This is a genomic window from Sphingopyxis terrae subsp. terrae NBRC 15098 (assembly GCF_001598815.1).
GTDB lineage: Bacteria > Pseudomonadota > Alphaproteobacteria > Sphingomonadales > Sphingomonadaceae > Sphingopyxis > Sphingopyxis terrae.
Genome location: NZ_BCZQ01000027.1, coordinates 1 through 3,143, shown reverse-complemented (window position 1 = coordinate 3,143; position 3,143 = coordinate 1). Strand labels below are relative to the sequence as shown.

The window sequence follows — 3,143 nt, the reverse complement described above, 5'->3', positions numbered from 1 at the left end:
CTCGCCCCTCCGTCAGCCCTGCGGGCTGCCACCTCCCCACCGCTGCGCGGCAGGGAGGAGCAACCACTCAGCCGAGCGCCTGCAAGGCCTTCATCACCACCATCGACTGTTCGCTGCCCGACTGGGGCACGATTTCGCCGGTGCGGTCGATGATCTTGTCCCACGCCGCGGCGACGCCTTCGGGCGTGCGCTGGTCTTCGGGCAGGGCGACGCCGGGGGTCGCGGTGATATAGGCGGCGTGATAGGCGCCTGCGCCCGCGCCGACGATCATGTTCGACGGCGCATCTTCGCTCACCAGGAACAGCGCGGCTGGCGCAACATTTTCGGGGGTGAATTTCTCGAACAGTTCGGGCGGGAAAATGTCTTCGGTCATGCGCGTGCCCGCGACCGGCGCGATCGTGTTGCAGCGGATGTTATATTTCGCGCCTTCGAGGTGCAGCGTCTTGGTCAGGCCGGCAAGGCCGAGCTTCGCCGCGCCGTAATTGGCCTGGCCGAAATTGCCGTAGAGGCCGGTCGACGAGGCGGTCATCAGGATGCGGCCATAGGCCTGGTCGCGCATCAGATCCCAGCATGCCTTGGTGACGTTGGCGCTGCCGAGCAGATGGACCTGCACGACGAGGTTGAAATCCTCCATCGTCATCTTGGCAAAGCTCTTGTCGCGCAGGATGCCGGCGTTGTTGATCAGGATGTGGACGCCGCCCCATTCCTCTTTCGCCTTGGCCACCATTTCGACCATATGCTCATATTCGGTGACGCTGCCGCCGTTCGACATGGCGGTGCCGCCCGCGGCGCGGATTTCCTCGACGACCTGCAGTGCGGCGTCCGAATGGCCGGTGCCATCGCGCGCGCCGCCGAGGTCGTTGACGACGACCTTCGCGCCGCGCCGGGCGAGTTCGAGCGCATAGGCGCGGCCCAGGCCGCCGCCGGCGCCGGTGACAATGGCAACGCGGCCGTCAAATTTGATCGTCATGCTGATCTCCTACCGGGGGCATCCCGCAAAAGGTTGCCCAAGAAAACTGGCACGTCCTTAACCGCTCGCGGCGGGCAGGCAAGGGGGGAGGGGCAATTTTGGCGGGTGCAACAAAATGTCATCTGTCATCGAAATGTAACCGAAATGACGTGCGACTGTCATTTGACCGTCATAACAGCGCCACCGGATCGTCACCTTTTCGCAATGGAGCCTTCTGCATGCGTCCGACCCTGACCGCCGCCCTGTTGGCGACGACGATGTTCTGCATCCCCACGACCGCGCATGCGCAGGCGATGAGTGCGGAGGAAGCCGCCGCGCTGCGCGCCGAACTGGCTGCCCTCAAGGCCAAGGTCGAGACGCTCGAAGACCGCCTCGATGCCGCGACCGCGCCGGGCGCCGTTCCATCGGGCACGGTGACCGCAGCGACGACAGCACTCGCCCCGGTAACGGCCGCGGCAGCCCCCGCGAAACCCGGCCCGGACATCGCGTGGAAGGGCGCGCCCGAGATCAAGACCGCCGATGGCTGGAGCTTCAAGCCGCGCGGCCGCATCCAGCTCGATCTTGCCAGCATCGACGCGCCGCCGGGCGTTACCGACACGCATGGCGGCCTCGCGACCGAATTCCGCCGCGTCTATCTGGGCGTCGACGGCAAGATTCCGGGCGGAATCAGCTACCGCGTCGAGGCCGATGTCGCGAACAGCTCGGTCGAACTGACCGACGTCTATCTGACCTATGGCACCGGCCCGCTCTCGATCACCGCCGGGCAGATCAAACCTTTCTGGTCGCTCGAGGAAATGACGAGCGACCTCTTCACCAGCTTTGCCGAGCGCGCCGCCTTTACCCAAGCGTTCGGATTCGAGCGGCGCGTCGGCCTGTCGGGCCAGTATAAGGGCAAGGCGCTGCTCGTGCAGGGCGGGGTGTTCGGCGACAATGCCAACGACCTGCTGAGCGATTCGGATAATAGCGTGAGCGTCGACGGCCGGGTGGTGTGGATGCCAAGCTTTGGCGATACCCAGCTTCACCTCGGGGCGTCGGCGCACTGGCGCAAGGCGAACGACGGACCGAGCGCGGTGCGCTACGCCGCGCGGCCTTTTGTCCACACGACGAACAGCCGGCTTGTCGACACGGGCACTTTCACCGCTACAAGCGAGCGCGGACTGGGGCTTGAGGGGGCGCTCATCGCCGGCCCCTTCCACGTCGCCAGCGAAGGCTTCTGGCAGACCGCGCGCCGTCCGGGCCTTGCCGACCCGACCTTCTTTGGTGGCTATGCCGAAGTCGGCTATGTGCTGACGCGCGGCGATCGCCGCGGGTATAAGGACGGCAGTTTCGACCGGCTCGCACCGTCGCGCCCGATCACCGCGGGCGGCCCCGGCGCGATCGAGATCAACGCCCGCTACGACCACCTCGACCTCAGCGATGCGGGCATCGCCGGCGGGCGCCAGCGCACGCTGGGCGTCGCGGTCGTGTGGGCACCGATCCCCTATCTGCGCCTGACCGCCAATTACGGCCATCTGATGTACGACGATGCCGCGATCGGCAGCACGAGCGGCGACCGCAACTATTCGGCCGACGCCTTCGGCCTGCGGACGCAGATCGACTTCTGATTGGGGGAATCTGCCTTTGGGGTGGTCAGCCGTCGGACTGTTTCTGGATCAATTCGTAGACCGAGCGGACATTCGAAATCCGAATGAACTGCGGCGTTCGATCAAAAGTCGGCTGCCAAATGCCAAAATTGCTGCCGGTGAACAAACTGCCTGAAGCACCAAAGCGGATAGTTCCAGAGCCATCCGGTCGTTCATCGAGTTCCAGTGTGGGAAGGCGTTTAATATCCAAAGATTTTATCCCTGATCCGCCCGATCGCTTTTTGATGAGGACACGTTTGTTAGTGACAAAGTAAGCCATTCGTTTTCGGAGGCTTATGTCCACCAAGAACCGGCCGATCGTAAAATATAGACCTGCGATCAGGAACGGCAGGCCGAAAAACTTAAATGACGTATCAGCATCCGCGACCCAAACACTCGCATTCCAATATATCGCGAAACCACACCAAAGGAGACTGAATGGGACTAGAAAAATTTCAATCTGGCGAAGTATCAGGCCGGCATATGGTCGCCCCTCCCATGCGATTCGTTCATCGGGAAGCAGGTGCAGGTCATTCGTATCGGTCATCATG

Annotated in this window: 3 protein-coding genes; 1 reads left to right on the top strand and 2 read right to left on the bottom strand. The window is 63.4% G+C overall.

Features of this window, described 5'->3' with window-relative positions; genetic code table 11:
* Positions 1-67: 67 nt before the first annotated feature.
* Positions 68-970, bottom strand: a complete 903-nt coding sequence (locus tag STE01S_RS15210; protein ID WP_003039091.1) for an SDR family oxidoreductase — start codon at positions 968-970, stop codon at positions 68-70.
* 218 nt (positions 971-1,188) lie between these two features.
* On the opposite strand from STE01S_RS15210, the gene STE01S_RS15205 reads away from it, so the two are divergent.
* Complete coding sequence (locus STE01S_RS15205; RefSeq protein ID WP_062769214.1) at positions 1,189-2,574, top strand: OprO/OprP family phosphate-selective porin; 1,386 nt, start codon at positions 1,189-1,191, stop codon at positions 2,572-2,574.
* A gap of 25 nt (positions 2,575-2,599) precedes the next feature.
* Here STE01S_RS15205 and STE01S_RS15200 read toward each other — a convergent pair.
* Positions 2,600-3,143, bottom strand: a 544-nt coding sequence (locus STE01S_RS15200) for a hypothetical protein (RefSeq protein WP_062769211.1), incomplete at its 5' end; no start/stop codon positions are given.